The 5,785-nt window shown below is 65.3% G+C and carries 6 protein-coding genes and 3 pseudogenes; 6 read left to right on the plus strand and 3 right to left on the minus strand.

The annotated features are described in order from the left end of the window. From PGX04_RS21770 to PGX04_RS21785, 4 genes and pseudogenes are all read left to right on the plus strand, one after another. Positions 1 to 510, plus strand: a pseudogene (locus PGX04_RS21770) (PQQ-binding-like beta-propeller repeat protein); the annotation flags it as partial. Positions 511 to 815: 305 nt separating this feature from the next. Continuing rightward, a pseudogene (locus PGX04_RS21775) lies at positions 816 to 1,039 on the plus strand (rhodanese-like domain-containing protein); the annotation flags it as partial. A gap of 117 nt (positions 1,040 to 1,156) precedes the next feature. Then, the gene (locus PGX04_RS21780; protein WP_273740417.1) at positions 1,157 to 1,669 is read left to right on the plus strand and encodes a YeeE/YedE family protein; all 513 of its coding nucleotides are present in this window, start codon (positions 1,157 to 1,159) and stop codon (positions 1,667 to 1,669) included. A gap of 92 nt (positions 1,670 to 1,761) precedes the next feature. Next, positions 1,762 to 2,196 (plus strand): DUF6691 family protein, encoded by a 435-nt coding sequence (locus PGX04_RS21785; protein WP_273740422.1) that lies wholly within the window; start codon positions 1,762 to 1,764, stop codon positions 2,194 to 2,196. 141 nt (positions 2,197 to 2,337) lie between these two features. On the opposite strand, the gene PGX04_RS21790 is transcribed toward PGX04_RS21785, so the two are convergent. From PGX04_RS21790 to PGX04_RS21800, 3 genes are read right to left on the minus strand one after another with little or no spacing between them, the layout of a single operon-like run. Then, positions 2,338 to 3,042, minus strand: a complete 705-nt coding sequence (locus PGX04_RS21790; protein WP_273740418.1) for an energy-coupling factor transporter transmembrane component T family protein — start codon at positions 3,040 to 3,042, stop codon at positions 2,338 to 2,340. Positions 3,043 to 3,100: 58 nt separating this feature from the next. Continuing rightward, complete coding sequence (locus tag PGX04_RS21795; protein ID WP_273740419.1) at positions 3,101 to 3,805, minus strand: energy-coupling factor ABC transporter ATP-binding protein; 705 nt, start codon at positions 3,803 to 3,805, stop codon at positions 3,101 to 3,103. A gap of 13 nt (positions 3,806 to 3,818) precedes the next feature. Next, positions 3,819 to 4,406 (minus strand): biotin transporter BioY, encoded by a 588-nt coding sequence (locus tag PGX04_RS21800; protein WP_273740420.1) that lies wholly within the window; start codon positions 4,404 to 4,406, stop codon positions 3,819 to 3,821. A 310-nt stretch (positions 4,407 to 4,716) separates the two neighbouring features. Between PGX04_RS21800 and PGX04_RS21805 the strand changes: the two genes are divergently transcribed. After that, complete coding sequence (locus tag PGX04_RS21805) at positions 4,717 to 4,938, plus strand: hypothetical protein (RefSeq protein ID WP_273740421.1); 222 nt, start codon at positions 4,717 to 4,719, stop codon at positions 4,936 to 4,938. Next, a pseudogene (locus tag PGX04_RS21810) lies at positions 4,935 to 5,785 on the plus strand (DUF7282 domain-containing protein); the annotation flags it as partial. The gene PGX04_RS21805 and the pseudogene PGX04_RS21810, both read left to right, overlap by 4 nt.

The following is a 5,785-nucleotide window of genomic DNA, read 5'->3' on the forward strand; positions in this document are numbered from 1 at the left end:
ACCGACACGGACGACCAGTCCGACGAGAGCGACGAGAACGACGACACGGACGGCGGAAACGACGAGAGCGACGAGAACGACGACACGGACGGCGGAAACGACGAGGAAAACGGATCCGACGAGAAAGACGATCAGCAGGACGGCGAGGACGACAGCGACACGGGGGAAAACGACAGCGACGACGGCGGATCCGGTAGTGGCGACGACGGCGGGTCTGGTAGTGACGATGGCGGATCCAGTGGCGACGACAGTGGATCCAGTAGCGACGACAGTGGATCCAGTGGCGACGACGGAGAGTCTGTCGATACCGATGACGGCGATGTCGGGAACGGAAACGCCGGAAATGGGGACGACGGAAACGAGACGGATACCGAGAACAACAGTGACGCCGACATCGTGCCCGGCTTCACGACTGGTGCCGGACTCCTTGGCGGGGCGCTCGGCCTCGAGTGGCTGCGCCGGAAGGCCGGCGTTGACGAATCGACCAGCGTGAACGAACCGTCTGAGTAAGGGGATCCCAGGCCAGGCAAATTCGGACGAGATCACCGAACAACGTATCGGAATCCTCGCCTCGCCGATTACTCCGTGTTCTCTGTTGAGTTACTTGCACAATCTCACCCCGGAGATGGTAGAACATTGCCTCTTGCGCACAACGAAAACAACTGTGGAGCAAAATTAAACCAATATCCTATATCCCGCCCATATGAGGCCCATTCGGCAATACCGTTCAGAGATAGAGCCATAGGTATTGTGCAAAAAGTGAATTTCTATACGAATCCTTATATGGAGACGTCCAGTAGATGGGAAGAGACGAGATGAACGCTGAAGACTTCCCGACTCCGGACGCCGATGTCGAGGCGGTCACACCGGAGACACTGAAGCGTCGCATCGACGCGGGTGAGGAGATTACACTCCTCGATGCGCGCATGAAATCGAACCACGACGAGTGGAACGTGACGGCGAGACCGTCGAGTCGATCAACGTTCCGTACTTCGAGCTCCTCGAGAATGAGCTCGACGCCCGTGTCCTCGAGCAGATCATCGCGACGAACCTCGGCCGGAACGCCGTCGACGACAGGGAAGCGTTCTCGCTCGTGCTCGGCTCGAACAGCTGCGCCGCGAGCCAGGAGTCGCTCGCCGGTGACTGACGAGTCCACATGGTAACTGATCCACTCCCACTCCAGCTGACCGCCGAGCTGTTCCCGAACGGGATCGGTCGCTACGCCATCGGCGGCCTGCTCGTCGGGCTCGGGGTGACCGTCATCTACCTCGGAACCGGCATCAGCGCCGGCGCGAGTACGTTCCTCGAGTCGACGCTGTCGTACGTCTCCGCGCAGTCCCGGTTCCAGCGGTACGTCTCCTCGCGCGACTGGCGGCTCGCGTTCACGCTGGGCATCGTGCTGGGTGCCGGCGCGTACGCGCTCGTCTATCAGGGCGAGGCGTGGGTGATTCGGGGCAGTGCGTGGGCCACCGACGTCCAGCCGTGGCGACTGCTCGTCGGCGGCGTCTTCGTCGGTGTCGGGACGCGCGTCGGTAAGGGTTGTACGTCCGGCCACGGCGTCTGCGGCGTCGGCTCCGCGTCGAAGACCTCGATCGTCGGCGTCGTCACGTTCCTCGCCGTCGCCATCGTGACGGCACAACTGGTCGCCGCACTGGGGGTGAGTCCGTAGCCATGGCGAGCGAGACGCACGCGCCTCGAGACGAGCGAGCGGAGAGCGACCGGACGGAGCGATCCGAGAACAGCGCCCGCCATCCCCTCTTCATGCCGCTCGTCATGATCGGCGGCCTCATCTTCGGTTTCGGGCTCGCATACAGCCGGATGGCCCGTCCGGAGGTCGTCCTGGACTTCCTCCAGTTCGAGGACTTCGGCCTGGTGTTCGTGATGTTCGGCGGCGCAGCGGTCACGGGTCTGACGTTCTTCTTCGCCCCGCGGCTGCTCGGTTGGGCTCCGCTGACCGGCGACGCGTTCGAACGCCGGTTGAAGTCCTTCGACCGAAACGTCCTGATCGGCGGCGGGATCTTCGGCGTCGGCTGGGGGCTCTCGGGAATCTGCCCGGGAGCCGCCTACGCCAGCCTCGGTATCGGCAACGTCGCCATCCTCTGGGCGATCGCTGGGATGTTCCTCGGCGCGTATCTGCAGGGTCGGTGGTGGAGCCGCGCGGCCGGGACCGATTCCCTGGCCGCAGGCGCGGACTAACCGCTCCGGTTTCGATCCACGACCGAACGACGCCAGCGCGCTCGAGTTCTCGATTCCGGGGAGCGAAGCTCGTCCCGTTCTCACCGCACGTTCGCACCGTATCTGCCCCCTCTGTCGGATGTACCGTTCGAACCGACCGAGCTAGACGAATGCCGAGAACGCGAGAGCGACGGCAAGCACGAGGACGGGATAGTCGAGACGCGAAAAGGCGAGCGACGGGAGCGTGGGATTCCACGCGAAACACCGCGCCTGCAGGGCAAGCGAGAGTCGGTCCGCTCGGTCGAACGCCCGCGTCAGGCCGAGTATCCCGATCGTGCTGGCGCGGTCGACCGCGCTCCGTTCGGACCCGAGCCGGGCGGCCATCCCCTCGCGGATCGTCCGGAGATCCCCCTGCAAGACGGGCAGAAACCGAAAGACGAGCGCGACGCCGATGCCGAGGAGTTGACCTGGCTTCCCGGGGATCGTCCACTGGATCGCCGCTCGAGAGTCTCGAACCGGCGTCGACCGGACGTAGGCCGCACTGACGAGTAGGATGAGCAGGACGCGGTAGCTCGCCAGCCCCGACGCGACGGCGTCCGCGGTGTCGAACCAGGGCGACCCCAGGGTGACGCCCGCGATCAGCGGGGCGAGCGCGAGGATGAGCAGCGCAAATCGGTAGTCGACGAGCGTCCGTCGAATCGAGACGCGCGCGCCAAACAGAACGAGCGCCGTCACGACGGAGAGGACGGCCAGCGCTCGCGGCGTCGTGTGCGCCAGTGCCGTGGCCGCGAACCCGATCTGGACCGCCAGCTTGGTCCGGGGATCGAGTCGGTGTGCGAGCGTCTCGTCGGGTTCGTAGGTCAGCATCGGTTTTCTCCGGCGTCCGTTGGGGGTAGTGACGAGCGTCTCGGATCGGCCATCGCGATCACCGACCCGGGACCCGGACCTCGAGGCCCTCGAGGTCGTCCAGCACCGCCGCAAGCGGTCCATCGACGGCGACGCGGCCGTTCCGCATGGCGATGATGCGATCCGCGAGTCCGCAGACGTCCCGGAGGTCGTGGGTCGCGAGCAAGACGCCGGTGCCGTCGGCCATCAGCGACGCGAGGCGGTCGAGTACGGATCGGCGAGCGGGCTCGTCGAGCCCGGTAAAGGGTTCGTCGAGGACGAGGTGTGTCGGTTCCATCGCGAGCGCGCCCGCGATCGCCACGCGGGACTGTTCGCCGCCCGAGAGTGCATCGATTTGGTCGTCCTCTCGGCCGGCCATGTTCACCGCATCGAGTGCGGCGGTCACGCGGCGGTCGATCTCCCGCCGCTCGAGCCCGAGGTTTTCCGGACCGAACGCGACGTCCGCGCCGACGGTCGCGGCGACGAACTGATCGCGGGGGTGCTGGAAGACCATGCCCACGCTCGAGCGGGCGGCGATCAGATCCTCCGCGACGGGTGTTCCGTCGACGAGAACATCGCCGGAATCGGGCTCGAGGAGGCCGTTGCAGTGGCGCAACAGCGTCGTCTTCCCGCTCCCGTTTCCCCCTGCCAGGAGGACGAATTCGCCGTCATCGATCGAGAGCGAGACGTCCTCGAGGACGGGAACGTCGTCGAACGCATAGGAGACCGACTGAAACTCGATCATCGGTTCCTCGTACTCACGATCGAACCGGCGTGATCCGGCCGGATCTGACGATGGCGATCGCGGCGGTCATCTTGACGATCTCGGCCGGAATGAACGGGAGCGCGGCGACCGTAACGGCTTCCCAGAGCGTCATCTCGAGCACCCAGGACATGTACACCGATCCCATCGCGTAGATGACGATCGTTGCCGCGACGAGCGCACCCACGACGACCGTGAGTGACACGTCGTGCAGATCGCGGAGCGTCGTCCCGCGGTGGACGATGACGCCGATCAGAGCCGCAGCAATCGGATACGACCACAGATACCCGCCCGTCTGTCCAAACAGGACACCGATGCCGGCCGTCATGTTCGAGAACACGGGAACCCCGGCGGCACCCGCCGTGAGATACAGCAGGAGCGAAAACGCCCCCCAGACCGGACCCAGGACGAGTCCGGCGAGGAAGACGAACAGTACCTGAAGCGTGACCGGGGCCGGCGAGAGGGGATACGGAATCCCAACCAGCGCTGCCACACCGATCAGTGCGGCGAGCACCGCCGCTCGAGCGAACTGCCGGACTACGGTGTCGTCCACGAGATCGACCGAATTCCGTTCCGTTGCCATACTGCCGCTCTCTCGTAAACCCGGATCAAAACTTCGGTTTCCGAGAGATGAAGACGCCTGGTTGACACGTTCTCTCGAATCGCTATCGCTCAGGTATCGACTCGAGGGCGGGTCGAAGAGCGGTCGAAACAGCGCGCTTCCTCTCAGTTTCGGTGACGGTAGGAGCCCCTCCGGGCTCGTCGGTGGTCGAGCGTCGTTCCGTCGTTTCTGGCAGTCTCCCGTCGATAGAACTGAGTAATAGCTTATTGTCTCGTCTCGCTAACCGAAACGACCGGCGGTCTTATGGCGTCATTCGGCCCGTGGTGGGAAAATGGGAATTGGTTGTGCTGCGGCCGGCAGTCGGAGGTACCACGCGGCGAATCCCCACGCGACCAATCCGGGGATTCGACGGGAAGCAGATGGGGACGAATGGAAGCGGGGTGAGGACGGGTGCGAGTCGGAGTGGTGGCGTACCGAATCCGGATCGCCGGAGGCGGAATCGAAACCGGAGGACGGAACCGGCCGTCCCGCTCGTGGAGTGATCGCGCGATGAGGCGCGATCGAACGACCGTTGTCGTCGCGCTGATCGCGGCCGCGATGGTCGGCAGCGTCGTGGCGCTGCCCGTGTTGAGCGGTGGCTCGAACCCGTTCGACGTGGCCGGCGGTGTGGCCACCGAGACGGCAGACGATCCGACAGCCGCGGGTAGGTCACAGGCCGCGCTCGAGGCGGGCGGCGTTCAGACACAAAACGCTAGTTCGGAACTGGTCGCCTTCGAGGAGCCCGACGTGACGGACGACGGGACGAACGCGCAGGCGGAGATCCAGGGAGATGCCGAAACCGCCGTCGAGAGTGGTGTCGAGGAAGGGGTCGAACTCGTCCAATCGCAAGGTATCGAAGTGACACAGGAACAGCGAACGGCGGCGCTCGAGGGCGCTCGCGAGTCGGTCGCACAGCACCAGTCCGTCGAGGCCGAGCAGGTGCAAGCGGCGACGAAGGGGGCGGTTCACGGCTCGCTGATCCAGTCCCAGTCGGTGAACGCGACCCAGATTCAGTACGCGGTGAACGGAGCGACCGACGGCGGGCTCTCCCAGTCACAGTCGGTGAACGCGACCCAGCTACAGAGCGCGACCTGGGGCGCGACGCACGGCGCTCTCGCACAGAGTCAGAACGTCAGCGTCGAACAGATTCAGGTCGCGAGCAAGGGTGCGGCCGCGGGTGCCACGAAGGAAGCGGGCACGAGTGATGTCGGCAAAACGCCGCACATTCAGGAGGCCGCTCAGGGCTCGGCATACGGCGTGCTGACGCAGTATCAGTCGATCACGGCCGAGCAGCGCCAGCGGGTAACCCTCGAGCACGTCCAGCACGCCGCCGCCGGCGGTGCGGCCGGGTCGCTGGCGGG

Source organism: Natrinema soli, from assembly GCF_028618695.1.

Bases quoted from the DNA above. Each gene is read 5' to 3' on its own strand.
- PGX04_RS21780 (WP_273740417.1), top strand. From the start codon at position 1,157: ATGGTAACTGATCCACTCCCACTCCAGCTGACCGCCGAGCTGTTCCCG.
- PGX04_RS21785 (WP_273740422.1), top strand. From the start codon at position 1,762: ATGCCGCTCGTCATGATCGGCGGCCTCATCTTCGGTTTCGGGCTCGCA.
- PGX04_RS21790 (WP_273740418.1), bottom strand. From the start codon at position 3,042: ATGCTGACCTACGAACCCGACGAGACGCTCGCACACCGACTCGATCCC.
- PGX04_RS21795 (WP_273740419.1), bottom strand. From the start codon at position 3,805: ATGATCGAGTTTCAGTCGGTCTCCTATGCGTTCGACGACGTTCCCGTC.
- PGX04_RS21800 (WP_273740420.1), bottom strand. From the start codon at position 4,406: ATGGCAACGGAACGGAATTCGGTCGATCTCGTGGACGACACCGTAGTC.
- PGX04_RS21805 (WP_273740421.1), top strand. From the start codon at position 4,717: ATGGGAATTGGTTGTGCTGCGGCCGGCAGTCGGAGGTACCACGCGGCG.